12 protein-coding genes are annotated in these 14,265 nt (G+C 70.0%); 5 read left to right on the forward strand and 7 right to left on the reverse strand.

Annotated features, from left to right (window positions below; genetic code table 11):
* Window positions 1–67 precede the first annotated feature (67 nt).
* Entirely contained in the window at window positions 68–883 is an 816-nt protein-coding gene (locus OOK38_RS12955; RefSeq protein ID WP_266760710.1) for a carbon-nitrogen family hydrolase, read from the reverse strand.
* A gap of 154 nt (window positions 884–1,037) precedes the next feature.
* On the opposite strand from OOK38_RS12955, the gene OOK38_RS12960 reads away from it, so the two are divergent.
* Window positions 1,038–1,862: a maleylpyruvate isomerase family mycothiol-dependent enzyme gene (locus OOK38_RS12960; protein ID WP_266760708.1), complete on the forward strand. Its 825-nt coding sequence runs from the start codon at window positions 1,038–1,040 to the stop codon at window positions 1,860–1,862.
* Window positions 1,863–2,046: 184 nt separating this feature from the next.
* Here OOK38_RS12960 and OOK38_RS12965 read toward each other — a convergent pair whose 3' ends face one another.
* Together OOK38_RS12965 and OOK38_RS12970 are read right to left on the reverse strand one after the other, a co-directional pair.
* Window positions 2,047–3,345 carry a nitrate/nitrite transporter gene (locus tag OOK38_RS12965; protein WP_266760706.1) on the reverse strand — a complete coding sequence of 433 codons (1,299 nt, stop codon included), beginning with the start codon at window positions 3,343–3,345 and terminating at the stop codon, window positions 2,047–2,049.
* Complete coding sequence (locus OOK38_RS12970; RefSeq protein ID WP_266760704.1) at window positions 3,342–4,016, reverse strand: GntR family transcriptional regulator; 675 nt, start codon at window positions 4,014–4,016, stop codon at window positions 3,342–3,344. The genes OOK38_RS12965 and OOK38_RS12970 overlap by 4 nt, the downstream gene beginning before the upstream one ends.
* Window positions 4,017–4,218: 202 nt before the next feature.
* Here OOK38_RS12970 and OOK38_RS12975 point away from each other — a divergent pair, with 202 nt between their 5' ends.
* Window positions 4,219–5,118, forward strand: coding sequence for a D-alanyl-D-alanine carboxypeptidase family protein (locus OOK38_RS12975; protein WP_266760702.1), 900 nt, complete (start codon window positions 4,219–4,221; stop codon window positions 5,116–5,118).
* A gap of 94 nt (window positions 5,119–5,212) precedes the next feature.
* Here the strand turns inward: OOK38_RS12975 and OOK38_RS12980 are convergent, their stop codons facing one another.
* The 3 genes from OOK38_RS12980 to pdhA are packed head-to-tail and all read right to left on the reverse strand — an operon-like array spanning window position 5,213 to window position 8,893.
* On the reverse strand, window positions 5,213–6,673 hold the full coding sequence (locus OOK38_RS12980) for a dihydrolipoamide acetyltransferase family protein (RefSeq protein WP_266760701.1): 1,461 nt from the start codon (window positions 6,671–6,673) through the stop codon (window positions 5,213–5,215).
* 10 nt (window positions 6,674–6,683) lie between these two features.
* Complete coding sequence (locus OOK38_RS12985) at window positions 6,684–7,664, reverse strand: alpha-ketoacid dehydrogenase subunit beta (protein WP_266760699.1); 981 nt, start codon at window positions 7,662–7,664, stop codon at window positions 6,684–6,686.
* Window positions 7,665–7,666: 2 nt separating this feature from the next.
* Window positions 7,667–8,893 (reverse strand): pyruvate dehydrogenase (acetyl-transferring) E1 component subunit alpha, encoded by a 1,227-nt coding sequence (gene pdhA, locus OOK38_RS12990; protein ID WP_266760697.1) that lies wholly within the window; start codon window positions 8,891–8,893, stop codon window positions 7,667–7,669.
* A 412-nt stretch (window positions 8,894–9,305) separates the two neighbouring features.
* Here pdhA and OOK38_RS12995 point away from each other — a divergent pair, with 412 nt between their 5' ends.
* Both OOK38_RS12995 and OOK38_RS13000 read left to right on the forward strand, forming a co-directional pair.
* The gene (locus OOK38_RS12995) at window positions 9,306–9,971 is read left to right on the forward strand and encodes a response regulator transcription factor (protein ID WP_323178801.1); all 666 of its coding nucleotides are present in this window, start codon (window positions 9,306–9,308) and stop codon (window positions 9,969–9,971) included.
* 79 nt (window positions 9,972–10,050) lie between these two features.
* Entirely contained in the window at window positions 10,051–10,503 is a 453-nt protein-coding gene (locus tag OOK38_RS13000) for a pyridoxamine 5'-phosphate oxidase family protein (RefSeq protein ID WP_266760693.1), read from the forward strand.
* Window positions 10,504–10,613: 110 nt separating this feature from the next.
* Here the strand turns inward: OOK38_RS13000 and OOK38_RS13005 are convergent, their stop codons facing one another.
* Window positions 10,614–12,173: a protein kinase gene (locus OOK38_RS13005; RefSeq protein WP_266760692.1), complete on the reverse strand. Its 1,560-nt coding sequence runs from the start codon at window positions 12,171–12,173 to the stop codon at window positions 10,614–10,616.
* A gap of 305 nt (window positions 12,174–12,478) precedes the next feature.
* On the opposite strand from OOK38_RS13005, the gene OOK38_RS13010 reads away from it, so the two are divergent.
* Window positions 12,479–14,101 carry a protein kinase gene (locus OOK38_RS13010; protein WP_266760691.1) on the forward strand — a complete coding sequence of 541 codons (1,623 nt, stop codon included), beginning with the start codon at window positions 12,479–12,481 and terminating at the stop codon, window positions 14,099–14,101.
* The last annotated feature ends 164 nt before the right edge of the window (window positions 14,102–14,265 follow it).

Consider the following 14,265-nt stretch of genomic DNA (forward strand, 5'->3'; position numbering starts at 1 on the left):
TGCGAGCGCGCGACACCCGGGGTGAGGACCTGGAAGCACCGCGACGGGCGGGCTGCGGGGGCGCCGGTCAGCGGCGGGGAGTCTCCAGGCCCAGCAGCCGGTCCTTCAGGGCCGGGAACTGTTCCCTCGTCGTCGCGACCTTCGCCGGGTCGAAGTCCACCGTGAGGATCTCCTCGTCCGAGCCCGCCTCGGCGAGGATCTCCCCCCAGGGGTCGACCACGATCGAGTGACCGGCCTGGGGAACTCCCGCGTGCGTACCGGCCGTTCCGCAGGCGAGGATGTACGCCTGGTTCTCCACGGCGCGTGCCTGCGCGAGCAGGGTCCAGTGGGAGCGGCGCCGTTCGGGCCAGCCGGCCGGGACGACGAAGGTCTGCGCCCCCGCGTCGACGAGCCCGCGGAAGAGCTCGGGGAACCGCAGGTCGTAGCAGGTGGCCACGCCGAGGACGGTCTCCGGCAGCCGCACCGTCACCAGATCCGTGCCCGCGCCCATCAGTACGGCCTCGCCCTTGTCGAAGCCGAAGCGGTGGATCTTCCGGTAGGAGGCGACGAGTTCACCGGCGGGGGAGTAGACGAGGGAGGTGTTGTAGAGGGGGGCCTCGGACCCGGAACCGTCCTCGGACGCGGCGCGCTCGGGGATCGAGCCCGCGTGCAGCCACACGCCCGCGTCGCTCGCCGCCTTGGCCATCGCCTCGTGGGTCGGCCCCTCGAGCGGTTCGGCCCGGGCTGCGAACTCCTCGTAGGCGAAGGCGCCCGTGGTCCACAGCTCGGGGAGCACCACGAGATCGACTCCGGCTTGATCCCGTACCAGGTCCGCGACACGGCGTCTGCGAGCAGCGACCGATTCGTCGGCGTTTACGTCGATCTGGAGGAGCGAGGCGCGCACACTACCACCGTCCTGGCATTCGAGCCGTTGATACGGGCCTACGATCGTCACACGAAAGCACTGCCGGGGTGCCTCACAGCAGCGTAACTTAGCGTCCCAAGACACCCGCTGCCTGTGCACTGCCCGCGTCCAACCGCCCGAGGGGTCCCGTTCCGTGAGTCTGCATCCGAGTCTTCAGTCCTACGCCGACGCCTGGGCCCACTCGATCGAAGCGATATCCGAGCTGGTGCAGCCGCTTGTGGAGGGCGAGTGGAACCGGCGGACTCCGTGTCCCGGCTGGTCGGTCCGCGACATCGTCTCCCATGTCATCGGGCTGGACTGCGAGATGCTCGGCGACCCCCGGCCGATCCACACGCTCCCCCGCGACCTCTACCACGTGACGAACGAGCACCAGCGCTACATGGAGATGCAGGTCGACGTGCGCCGCCACCACACGGCGCCGGAGATGACCTCCGAGCTGGAGTACACGGTCATCCGCCGCAACAGGCAGCTGCGGAACGAGTCGCGGCAGCCCGACGCCAAGGTGCGCGGCCCCCTGGGCACCGAGGTCACCCTCGAACAGGCGATGCGCAACCGCGCGTTCGACGTATGGGTGCACGAGCAGGACCTGCGGGTCACGCTGGGCCGGCCGGGGAACCTCGACTCCCCCGGTTCGCAGATCGTCCGGGACGACCTGCTGGCCGCCCTGCCGAAGGTCGTCGCCAAGGACGCGGGGGCGCCGGCGAACTCGGCGGTCGTCTTCGACGTGCACGGCCCCGTCGAGTTCCTGCGGACCGTCCGCATCGACGCCGACGGGCGCGGCTCGATAGACGGTGCGCCGTCCCTCGGTCCCGCCGCGAGCCTCTCCCTCGACTGGGAGACCTTCGTCCGGCTCGCCTGCGGCCGCGTCCACGCCGATGCCGTGTCCGACCGCATCAAGACCGAGGGCGACCCGGAGCTGACGGCGGCGATCCTGCGCAACTTCACCGTCACGCCGTAACGGAGCGGGACGGGCGGGGCGGCTCGCGCCGCGCCGCCCGCACGTCCTCCGCCGCGGACCGGAACGGGCGGGGCGACTCTCGTCCCGCCGCTCACGCGTCCTCCGCCGCCCATGTCTCCCCCGTCGCCCACGCCGGTCCAGGCCGGGACGCGCAGGCGCGGGGGACCGGCATGGTCTGCGGTGGCTAGGCCGGCACGTGCACGGTCTCCACCCGGCTGGCCACCAGCCGCTCCCGCTCCCGGCGGGCCGCCTGCTTCCGCAGCCGGAAGATCTGGCTCAGCCCGGCCGCCTGGAGCACGAACACGGCGGAGAAGGCGACCCGGTAGTTGTCGTCGGTGGCGTCGAGCAGCAGACCGATGGCCAGCAGCGTCGTCATCGAGGCGACGAAACCACCCATGTTGGTGATCCCGGACGCGGTTCCCTGACGCTCCGGCGGATTCGCCGGCCGTGCGAAGTCGAAGCCGATCATCGAGGCCGGCCCGCAGGCCCCGAGCACCGTGCACAGCACGACCAGCACCCACATCGGCGCGTGCTCGCCGGGGTACACCAGCACTCCGGCCCACACGACCGCCGTCGCCGCGACCGTGCCCAGCGCCAGCGGCAGCCGTGCCGCGTGGTGCCGGGCGACGATCTGCCCGTACACGAGCCCGACGACCATGTTGGACAGGACGACGAGCGTCAGCAGCTCACCGGCCGTGGCCCGCGCAAGCCCCTGCGCCTGGACGAGGAACGGCAGCCCCCACAGCAGCAGGAACACCATCGCCGGGAACTGCGTGGTGAAGTGCACCCACAGACCGAGCCGGGTGCCGGGTTCCCGCCAGGAAGCGGTGATCTGCCGCCGGACGTAGGCGGCGCCCCGGTGCGGGAACGGCTCCGGTTCGTGGCCCTCGGGGTGGTCCTTCAGGAACAACAGCAGGAGGACGAGGACGACCACACCTGCGGCCGCGCTTCCGGCGAACGCCGTGGTCCAGCCCACTCCGTGCAGCAGCCGTGCGATCACGAGCGTCGAGACGAGGTTGCCCGCCATGCCGACCAGACCCGCGAGTTGCGCGACGAGCGGCCCGCGCCGGGCGGGGAACCAGCGGGTGCCGAGCCGCAGCACGCTGATGAACGTCATCGCGTCGCCGCAGCCCAGCAGGCCGCGCGAGGTGAGCGCCATGCCGTACGACGAGGAGAACGCGAAGCCCAGTTGCCCCGCCGTGAACAGCACCACGCCGATGGTCAGCACCCTCTTGGTGCCGAGCCGGTCGACCAGCAGCCCGACCGGTATCTGCATGCCCGCGTAGACGAGGAGTTGGAGGATGGAGAACGTGGACAGGGCGGAGGCGCCGACGTGGAATCGGTCCGCCGCGTCGAGCCCGGCCACCCCCAACGACGTACGGAAGATCACCGCGACGAAGTAGACGGAGACGCCGATGCCCCAGACGGCGATCGCGCGCCGGCCGCCGGGCGGATCGCCGGGCAGGGTGGCCGAGGAGCTCATCGGACCTCGCCCCGCGCCAGGTTGGAGAACCAGCTGACGTGTCCGTGGATGAGATCGACGACCGCGTCGGCGTCGCCGGAACGCAGTGCCTGGAGGATCTGCTCGTGCTCGACGAGCGTCTTGGTGATCCGGTCGGGGTGCGCGTGCATCACGGCGACCCCCATCCTCAACTGCCGGTCGCGGAGCTGGTCGTAGAGCCGGGAGAGGATCTCGTTTCCGCCGCTGCGGACGATCTCGGCGTGGAAGCAGCGGTCGGTGACGGCGGCGGCGGCCAGATCTCCGGCGGCGGCCTGCTCCTTCTGCCGGGCCAGCAGTTCTTCGAGGCGGACCAGGAGCTGCGGCGAGGCCGGTACGGCCTTGCGCGCGGCGTGCTCCTCGACGAGCTGGCGGGTCTCGACCACGTCCGCGATCTCCTGGGCGGAGACCGGCAGGACGAGCGCGCCCTTCTTCGGGTAGAGCCTGATGAGTCCTTCGACCTCGAGGCGGAGCAGCGCCTCACGGACCGGGGTGCGCGACACCCCCACGGCGTCGGCGAGTTCGCCCTCGGTAAGGAGGGTCCCGCCCTCGTAACGGCGTTCCAGGACACCCTGCTTGACGTGTGCGTAGACGCGGTCGGCGGCGGGCGGCTGCTTCACGGGAGGTCGCACCGGCGCGGGCGGGGCTGAAGGCATGCGCACATCATAGATACAACACGTACCCATGCCTTGAGTCATTTCAGCATGCGGACCCCAACTCCCTCTCGATGTAACCCACGTCACATAACTTTCATCCCTTCGCCGTACATCCCTTTGCGCGCCCCGGGAGTCCGTACGTGAGACGGCACTGCCATGTGTCGTTCTCCCAGGGGCATTTCGCGCATACGGAGCGTTCATTTTGATTACCGGCATTAAGGGCACGCGTTTCCGCAGGGCCGCCGCTGTGACCCTCACGACCGGCGCCGTGCTGGCCGCCGGCGGCTTCGGCGCCGCTCCCGCGGGCGCCGTTGCCACGCCCACCATCGCCGCCAAGGGCGGCTATGTGATGAACAACGGGACCGGTTCGACCCTCTACAAGAAGGCCGCGGACACCCGGCTTTCCACCGGCTCCACCACGAAGATCATGACGGCCAAGGTGGTGCTCGCTCAGCCGAACCTGAACCTGGACGCCAAGGTCACGGTCTCGAGCGCGTACAGCAACTACATCGTCGACAACGGTTACCTCTCTTCGGCGAAGCTGATCGTCGGCGACAAAGTCACCGTCCGCCAGCTGCTCTACGGGCTGATGCTGCCGTCCGGCTGCGACGCGGCGTACGCGCTCGCCGACAAGTTCGGCTCGGGCACGACGCGCGCCGCCCGCGTGAAGTCGTTCATCGGCAAGATGAACTCCGCCGCGACGAGCCTGCACCTGACGAACACGCACTTCGACTCGTTCGACGGCGTCGGCCACGGCGCGAACTACTCGACGCCGCGCGACCTGACGAAGATCGCCAGCAGTGCCATGAAGAACTCCACGTTCAAGACGATCGTGAAGACCCAGAACACCAAGCAGAAGGTGACGACCAAGAGTGGCGGCTACCGCTACTACTCGTGGGAGAACACCAACAAGCCCCTGCTGAGCGGCTACAGCGGCACGATCGGTGTCAAGACCGGCTCGGGCCCCGAGGCGAAGTACTGCCTCGTCTTCGCCGCCACCCGCAACGGCAAGACGGTCATCGGCACGGTGCTCGCCTCCACGTCGATCTCCGCTCGCACGTCGGACGCGAAGAAGCTGCTGAACTACGGCTTCGCCAGCTGAGGCACCCGGAAACGCGAAAGGGGCCTGCCGCGCATCGCGCGGCAGGCCCCTTTCGCGTTTCCGGGCCGGACTCAGAGCCCTCCGGCCGACCGGCTCAGGCCCAGGTGATCAGCCGCTTGGGCTGCTCCAGGACGGCGGCGGTGTCGGCCAGGACCCTGGAGCCGAGCTCGCCGTCGACCAGGCGGTGGTCGAAGGAGAGCGCCAGCGTGGTGACCTGACGGGGCTTGACCTTGCCCTTGTGGACCCAGGGCTGGAGCTTGATGGCACCGACCGCGAGGATCGAGGACTCGCCGGGGTTGAGGATCGGCGTGCCCGTGTCGACGCCGAAGACGCCGACGTTGGTGATCGTCACCGTGCCGCCCGACATCGCGGCCGGCGAGGTCTTGCCCTCGCGGGCCGTGGCCACGAGTTCGCCCAGCGACTCGGCCAGCTGCGGCAGGGTCTTGGTGTGGGCGTCCTTGATGTTCGGCACGATCAGGCCGCGCGGGGTGGCGGCGGCGATGCCCAGGTTCACATAGTGCTTCTGGACGATCTCCTGGTTGGCCTCGTCCCACGACGCGTTGACGGCCGGGTTGCGCTTGATCGCGACCAGCAGTGCCTTGGCGACGAGCAGCAGCGGATTCACCCGAAGCCCCTGCATGTCCTTGTCCTGCTTGAGCTCCTCGACCAGACGCATCGTGCGCGTCACGTCGACCGTCACGAACTCGGTGACGTGCGGCGCGGTGAACGCCGAGCCCACCATCGCGGTGGCGATCGCCTTGCGGACACCCTTGACCGGGATCCGGGTCTCGCGCGCGCCGTCGTACGACGCGGCCGGAGCCGGCGCCTGCGGCTGGACGGGGGCCGGGGCCTCCTGCGGGACCGGGGCGGCGACCGGAGCCGGAGCCTGTGCCGGGGCCGCGGCCGCGTGCACGTCCTCCCGCGTGATGATGCCGTCCGGGCCCGACGGGGTGACCGTCGCCAGGTCGACCCCGAGGTCCTTGGCCAGCTTGCGGACCGGGGGCTTGGCGAGGGGCCGCTGCTGGACGGCGTGCCCGTGGCCGTTGAGCTCGCCCTGGATCGCGGTGGCCGCGTACAGCGTCTCGCTCTGCTGCGCCGGGACCTCGGCGCCCTTGCGGGGACGGCGCTTGGTGGAGGACTCCGCCACGCCGTACCCGACGAGGACCGGCTTGCGGCCCTCGGGCTTGGCCTCCTCCTCGGGGGCCGCCTCCGCCACGGGAGCGGCGGGTGCGGCGGGGACAGCGGGTGCCTGCGCGGCGGCGGGGGCGGCCTGCGCGGGCGCCGCGCCACCGGACACGTCCACCGCGATGATCACCTGGCCGACGTCCACCGTCGTGCCCTCGGGGAAGTGGAGCTCGGCCACCACACCGTTGAACGGGATCGGCAGTTCCACCGCGGCCTTGGCGGTCTCGACCTCGCAGACCACCTGGCCGTCGGTGACCGTGTCACCGACCTGGACGTACCACTTGAGGATCTCCGCCTCGGTGAGTCCCTCGCCCACGTCGGGCATCTTGAACTCGCGGAGTCCCGACGCGTTCTCAGTCATCGTCGTCACGACTCTCTCCTCAGTACGCCAGCGAGCGGTCGACGGCGTCGAGCACGCGGTCCAGGCCCGGAAGGTACTCGTCCTCCAGGCGGGCCGGCGGGTACGGGGCGTGATAGCCGCCGACCCGCAGAACGGGCGCCTCCAGGTGGTAGAAGCACCGCTCGGTGATGCGGGCCGCGATCTCCGCGCCCGTCCCGAGGAACACCGGGGCCTCGTGCACCACGACCAGGCGGCGGGTCCTCTCGACCGAGGCCTGGATGGAATCGAAGTCGATGGGGGACATCGAGCGCAGGTCCAGGACCTCGATCGACTTGCCCTCCTCCTGGGCGGCCGCGGCGGCCTCCAGGCAGACCTTCACCATCGGGCCGTACGCGACCAGGGTGAGGTCGCTGCCCTCGCGCGCCACCCGTGCCTTGTGCAGCGGGCCGGGGATGGCGTCCTTGTTGACCTCGGCCTTGTCCCAGTAGCGGCGCTTGGGCTCGAAGAAGATCACCGGGTCGTCGCTCTGGATGGCCTGCTGCATCATCCAGTAGGCGTCGCCGGCGTTCGACGGGGAGACCACCTTCAGGCCCGCCACGTGCGCGAACAGCGCCTCGGGCGACTCCGAGTGGTGCTCGACGGCGCCGATGCCGCCGCCGTACGGGATGCGGATGACGACGGGGAGCTTGATCTTGCCCAGGGCCCGCGCGTGCATCTTCGCGAGCTGGGTGACGATCTGGTCGTACGCGGGGAAGACGAAACCGTCGAACTGGATCTCCACGACCGGGCGGTAGCCGCGCAGGGCCAGGCCGATCGCGGTGCCGACGATGCCGGACTCGGCGAGCGGGGTGTCGATGACCCGCTCCTCGCCGAAGTCCTTCTGGAGACCGTCGGTGACCCGGAAGACACCGCCGAGCTTGCCGACGTCCTCGCCCATGATGAGGACCTTGGGGTCGGCGTCGAGCGCCGTGCGCAGCGATTCGTTGATCGCCTTGGCCAGCGCCATCTTTTCCGTCGCCATGGCTACTTGCCCTCCCCTGCGTCCGCGAACGACGCCTGGTAGGCGGCGAACTGGGCGCGCTCCTCGTCGACGAGCGCGTGCCCGTCCGCGTACACGTTCTCGAAGATGGCCATGTGGTCCGGGTCCGGCATGGCCCGTACGACCTCGCGTACTCGTTTGCCCAACGCTTCGCTCTCGGTCTCGAGTTCCGCGAAGAATGCCTCGTCCGCGTACTTCGTCGACTCGAGGTACGCCCGCAGGCGCAGGATCGGGTCCTTCGCCTCCCAGGCCTCGCGCTCCTCGTCGGCCCGGTACTTGGTCGGGTCGTCGGAGGTGGTGTGCGCGCCCATGCGGTAGGTGTACGCCTCCACCAGGGTGGGGCCCTCGCCGTTGCGGGCCCGCTCCAGCGCCCAGCGGGTCACCGCGAGGCTGGCGAGCACGTCGTTGCCGTCCACGCGCACACCGGGGAAGCCGAAGCCCTGCGCGCGCTGGTACAGCGGCACGCGCATCTGGCGCTCGGTCGGCTCGGAGATCGCCCACTGGTTGTTCTGGCAGAAGAACACCACGGGAGCGTTGTAGACCGCCCCGAAGTTGAAGGCCTCCAGGACGTCGCCCTGGCTGGAGGCGCCGTCACCGAAGTACGCGATCACGGCCGAGTCGGCGCCGTCCTTGGCGATGCCCATGGCATAGCCGGTGGCGTGCAGCGTCTGCGAGCCGATGACGATCGTGTACAGGTGGAAGTTGTTGCTGTTCGGGTCCCAGCCGCCGTTGTTCACGCCCCGGAACATGCCGAGCAGGTTGGTCGGGTCGACACCGCGGCACCAGGCGACGCCGTGCTCGCGGTAGGTCGGGAAGACGTAGTCGTCGTCGCGCGTGGCGCGGCCGGAACCGATCTGCGCGGCCTCCTGGCCGAGCATCGAGGCCCACAGCCCCAGCTCGCCCTGGCGCTGCAGGGAGGTGGCCTCCGCGTCGAAGCGGCGGCTCAGGACCATGTCCCGGTACAGGCCGCGCAGCTCCTCGGGGGTGATGTCGGCGACGTACGGGTCGTACGTGGCGTCCTTGACCCGCTTGCCTTCCGGGGTCAGCAGCTGAACGAGCTCCGGCTCGCCGCCCGTCGCCCCGGGCGACTTCCTGGCGGGTGCGGTGCGCTTGCTCGCGGCGCTCTTGGTACCGGTCGTACTGGCGCTCGCCGCGCTCTTCGTACCGGCGCTGCGTCGCGGCTTGCGCGCGGCAGTGCTCTCCACGGTCACGTGTGCTCCTCCGTCGGTCCGGCCCCCGGGGTTGCCGGCAGGCTGGGGTCCCCCTCGCTCGCTGTTTGAGCTCGGGGGGCGGCTCGCCTGTTCCGGCACCCGTGCACGGGGTGGGTGCCACTCGGCCGGGAACAGGCGTGACAGGTGCCCCGGCGAGCGCCCTGCAACAGTCACGTTACCCAGTGCTTCACAATTCTGTGAAACCCCTCCTGACCTGCGATTTTGATAGGAAATCCAAGTACTTCGGAAGTTGGATTACCTACTAGATCGAGCGGGTCGGGAACAGTCGCTGGTCACAGCACTGGTCACAGCCTTGCAGGGGGCCGGAACACCGGCACGTTATCCCGGGCACCCCTGGCACGGGAAGAGTTCACCTGGGGCAATGCCCATGATCGTGTGTGACACTGACAGCGTGCGTGAAAACGGGAAAATCACCGTATTCCTCCTCGATGACCACGAAGTCGTCCGCCGCGGAGTCCACGAACTTCTCTCCTTCGAGGACGACATCGAAGTGGTCGGTGAGGCCGGCACGGCGGCCGACGCACTGGTCCGGATCCCGGCCACCCGCCCGGACGTGGCCGTCCTGGACGTGCGCCTCCCGGACGGCAGCGGGGTGGAGGTCTGCCGCGAGATCCGCTCCGGCGACGACGCCGTCAAATGCTTGATGCTCACCTCGTACGCCGACGACGAGGCCCTCTTCGACGCGATCATGGCGGGCGCGTCGGGCTATGTCCTCAAGGACATCCGCGGCACCGAGCTGCTCGCGGCCGTACGGGACGTCGCGGCCGGGAAGTCCCTGCTCGACCCGGTGGCCACCGCCCGCGTCCTGGAGCGGCTGCGGGACGGGGGCGGCGCCAAGAGCGACGACAGGCTCGCCCGCCTCACCGATCAGGAACGCAAGATCCTCGACCTGATCGGCGAGGGGCTCACCAATCGCGTGATCGGAGAGCGACTGCACCTCGCCGAGAAAACGATCAAGAATTACGTGTCGAGCCTGCTGTCCAAACTGGGAATGCAACGCCGGTCGCAGGCGGCGGCCTATGTGGCCCGTATCCAGGCGGAACAGCAGCACCACTGAACGATTCGGGACTTTTGGCCCCTCTTCGGGGGGCGGGTGCCTCTTTTTCCCGTCCCGCCGGTGCCGGAGATTGGGCGGTATGCCCATCGACGAACGCTCGACGACCGAGCGGCCCGCCGAAGAAGAGCTCGCCGTGGAACTCATCGGCCGCGCCGACTACGGCCGGGTGGCCACCAGCATGCGCGCGCTGCCCTTCCTCGGCCTCGCCCGCCACATCGTGGTGGCCGGCCGCATCCTGCTGCGCATGCCCCGCGCCTGCGGATACCACCGCGCGTGCGCCGGCAGCGTCGTCGCGTACGGCACCGACAACCTGGGCTCCGCGCGGCGGGGCGAGAGCCTGTGGACCGCGCAGGTCGTGGGCCAGTGCGAGCCCGTCGAGCCGACCGCCGCCGAACTGGAGCTCTTCGGTCCCGCGCCGCGGGTCGTGGACGGCGAGCCGTTCGAGCCGGTGTATCTCGGCATCGACCCCCAGTTCTCCAGCGTGCACTCCACGGACGGCGGCCAGGAACTCGGGCTCCGGCGCACCCGGTGACCCGCGGCACGCCCAACGCCACGCGCGCGTGAAGCCCGTGGTGGGCCGCACGCGCGCGTGGGTGAGTGGGTGTGCCGGGCCGGATCCGTTCGGATCCGGCCGGAACGCGGTCAGCCCTGGCTGTCAGCCTCGGGGGTGCCGGTGTCCACCGGATCGCTCGGCGTCGGCTCCTCGGTCGGAGGAGTCGGCTCGCCCGTCGGATCCGCCGTGGTCGGCGCCGTCTTCGTCGGCTTGTCGGTCGGCTCGTAGGACGGCGGCTGGCTGGTGGCGCTTTCGGAGGGCTTGTACGACGGCGGGTAGTCCGTGTCGTCGCCGGTGTTGGTCGAGTCGTCCGAGGTGTCGTCCGTGGAGTCGTCCGTCGCCTCGTCGCTGGGCTTCTCGCTGGAGTCGTCGCCCTTGTCGGACTGCTTGTTCGTCGGCGACTGCGTGGTGCTGGTCCCCGTGCCCCCGCCGCCACCGGTGTTGTTGAGCGCCAGCGCGACACCCGCCGCGATCGCGATCACGGCGAAGACCGCGAGGAGCCACAGCTTGCCGCGGCCGCCGCCCTTGTTGCCGTGCCCCTCGAAGCCGCCGTCGTCACCGCCGCCCCGGTAGGGCTGGATGAGCGGCGCCGGGATCTGCGTCGTCCCGGAGTCACCGGGGTGCGGCAGCGCGGCCGTGCCGGCGAAGCCGGAGGTCTGGCCGTGCGGCCCCTCGTGCAGGGTGACCGGGCCGGTGTTCCAGGTGCCGGTGTGGCTGCCCTGGTCGTAGAGCATCTGCAGCGCGTACTGGACGAGGCCGCGCATCTCCTCGGCGGTCTGGAACCGGTCGTCCGGATCCTTCGCGAGGGCGCGCATGACGAGCCCGTCGAGCTCCGGCGGGGCCCCGTCCGAGACCTCGGACGGGGGCACCGGAATGTCCTGGACGTGCTGGTAGACCACCGACAGCGGCGTCTCGCCGGTGAACGGAGGCCGCAGCGCGAGAAGTTCGTAGAGCAGACAGCCGGTCGCGTACAGGTCGGAGCGGTGGTCGACGGCCTTGCCGAGCGCCTGCTCCGGGGAGAGGTACTGCGGGGTGCCCATGACCATGCCGGTCTGGGTCATCGTCGACTGCGCGCCGTGCAGGGCGCGCGCGATGCCGAAGTCCATCACCTTGACCGCGCCGGTTTCCGTGATGATCACGTTCGCCGGCTTGATGTCGCGGTGCACGATGCCGTGCTGGTGCGAGTAGGCGAGCGCCTCCAGGACACCGGAGACGATGATCAGCGCCTGCTCGGGCCCGGGGGCCTCGGCGTTGATCAGCAGATCGCGGATCGTGTGGCCCTCGACGATCTCCATCACGATGTACGGGACGACGCCGTGGCCGACCACGTCCTCGCCGGAGTCGTACACGGCGACGACCGCGTGGTGGTTGAGCCCCGCGACCGACTGTGCCTCGCGCGTGAAGCGGGCCTTGGACACGGGGTCCTCGGCCAGGTCGGAACGGAGCAGCTTGACCGCCACGGTCCGCCCGAGACGCACGTCCTCGGCGGCGAACACCTCGGCCATGCCGCCCCGGCCGAGTCTGCGTGTCAGCCGGTATCGGCCGTCGCCGACCAGTCCGCCGTTGCCCCACATCTCCGGCGCATCTGACATACCGCCGCCAGTCGCCTCGGGGTCGGACGGGCCCTGAGCGCGCTGCTGCTGTGCCATCAGTCCTCGCCGTCGTTTCTGCCCGCGGTCTGCGCGGTGGTTGTTACGGTCTCCGTCGGGCCACGCTACAGGCTCCGCGCAGGGCGCCGGTCCGGGATGAGCGTGAGATGGACCGGTCATCAAACCCGTCACAGGTCCGTACGTGCAAATTCCGTGTACCGGCCGTACGCCACCTGTAACGCTTCCGCGACGCTTCTTTCGCAGACGGTCACGGATCGGGCACCGAGCTTGACGTGTCAGTGCCCTCGGGCAGACTTGGCCCGGAATAAGCCAATCGATCACCAAGGCCGCGGGGGACGCAGAAGATGAGCCAGGACGGCGCACAGGGCCGGTACGCGGGGCGTGCGGTCGCCGGCGGCCGCTACCAGCTGCGCGATCTGCTCGGCGAGGGCGGTATGGCCTCGGTGCATCTCGCGTACGACTCGGTGCTCGACCGTCAGGTCGCGATCAAGACCCTGCACACCGAACTCGGCCGCGAGCAGGCCTTCCGCGAGCGCTTCCGCCGCGAGGCCCAGTCGGTGGCCAAGCTCACCCACACGAACATCGTCTCGGTGTTCGACACCGGCGAGGACGACCTCGACGGCATGACGACGCCGTACATCGTCATGGAGTACATCGAGGGCAACCCGCTCGGCTCGGTCCTCGACACGGACATCCAGCAGTACGGAGCGATGCCCGCCGACAAGGCCCTGAAGATCACCGCGGACGTGCTGGCGGCCCTGGAGATCAGCCACGAGATGGGCCTGGTCCACCGGGACATCAAGCCGGGCAACGTGATGATGACGAAGCGCAACGTCGTCAAGGTCATGGACTTCGGCATCGCCCGCGCCATGCAGTCCGGCGTCACCTCCATGACGCAGACCGGCATGGTCGTTGGCACCCCGCAGTACCTCTCCCCGGAGCAGGCGCTCGGCCGGGGTGTCGACGCCAGGTCCGACCTGTACTCGGTCGGCATCATGCTGTTCCAGCTGGTCACCGGGCGGCTGCCGTTCGAGGCGGACTCCCCGCTGGCCATCGCCTACGCGCACGTCCAGGAGGAGCCGGTCGCGGCCTCCTCGGTCAACCGCTCGCTGCCCCCGGCCGTGGACGCGCTGATCGCCCGCGCGCTGAAGAAGAACCCGAACGAGCGCTTCCCGAGCGCCGAGACGATGAGGGACGAGTGCCTCCGGGTCGCCCAGTCGCTCCACCCCGTCGCGCCGAACATCGTGCCGGGCGCCCAGACGCCGAGCGGTTCCGGCGTCGGCTCCGCCGTGTTCCCGCCGGTCGACCAGGGAACCCCGGCGCCCGGCCCCGTGCAGACGCCGTACCAGCCGGGCCCGTACGGCGCGCCGACGCCCGCACCCGCGTACGGCTACCCGCAGCAGGGCGGCTACCAGACTCCGCCGCAGACCTCCGCGTACTCCCCGCAGCACGGCACGTCGACCCCGCCGCCCTACAACCTCTCGCCCCAGCCCACGACACCCGTGTCGGGCGGCTCCGGCGGCAGGAGCAGCAAGGGAGTCGTCATCGGCGCGATCGTCGTCGCGCTCCTCGCGATCGGCGGCCTGGTCACGGCGCTCACCCTGAGCGGCGGCGGCGATGACGACAACAAGGGCGGCGGCGGAGACGCGAGCAAGTCGCCCTCCGTGGTGGCGGGGCACCTGGGTCCGGACACGTCCAAGACGATCGACACCGACAAGTGCACCGACGCGTCGGAGTCGTACGACGACCCGGACAAGATCCAGGTCCCGGACTTCCACTTCAAGAACCTGACGTCGGTGAAGTCCTGCTTCCAGGCCGCCGGCTGGCAGATGAAGGTCACGCGCGTCGACGAGAACACGTACGGCGAGGACACGGTCATGGACCAGTTCCCCTCGGCGGGAACGGACGTCGACCCGAAGAACATGCCCGAGATCGAGCTCAAGGTGTCCTCGGGCGACCCCTCCTGAAGCATCCCTGGCATCGGCGCGGTCCGGGCACGCTCGGCAGCGGATTCGGGAACGGGCCCGGCACTTCGGTGCCGGGCCCGTTTCGGTCGGGGTGACCTTGATTCACTGGGTGACGGGACGGATCGTGGCCTGCGTGGTCAGGCGCGGATCGTTGACCTGCGTGG

Source organism: Streptomyces sp. NBC_00568 (assembly GCF_026341855.1).
In the GTDB taxonomy this organism is placed as follows: Bacteria; Actinomycetota; Actinomycetes; order Streptomycetales; family Streptomycetaceae; genus Streptomyces.